Origin of the sequence: Paraburkholderia sp. BCC1876, assembly GCF_902833695.1 — a bacterium.
Taxonomy (GTDB): Bacteria; Pseudomonadota; Gammaproteobacteria; order Burkholderiales; family Burkholderiaceae; genus Paraburkholderia.
Genome location: NZ_CADFGI010000126.1, coordinates 1 through 245 on the forward strand (window position 1 = coordinate 1; position 245 = coordinate 245).

Below are 245 nucleotides of genomic sequence, written 5' to 3' on the forward strand. Positions count from 1 at the left end.
CGACTTCATCAACCACAGCATCGTGTCGTCGCTCGACGAAGCGGCATCGAACTGGGGCGTGAAGGTGCTGCGCTACGAGATCAAGGACCTGACGCCGCCCAAGGAGATTCTCCACGCCATGCAGGAGCAGATCAATATCGCATCCGGTAGCCGCGAAGCGTCGATCCAGAAGTCCGAAGGCGAGCGGCAGGCGGCGATCAATCAGGCGCAAGGTCAGGCGGCGGCGATTCTGGCGGTGGCCGAGG

Annotated in this window: 1 protein-coding gene; it reads left to right on the forward strand. The window is 62.9% G+C overall.

Going from position 1 to position 245, the window contains the following annotated elements; translation table 11 throughout:
* A partial coding sequence (locus tag HWY05_RS38115) for an SPFH domain-containing protein (protein WP_176061523.1) occupies positions 1 to 245 on the forward strand: 245 nt, incomplete at both ends.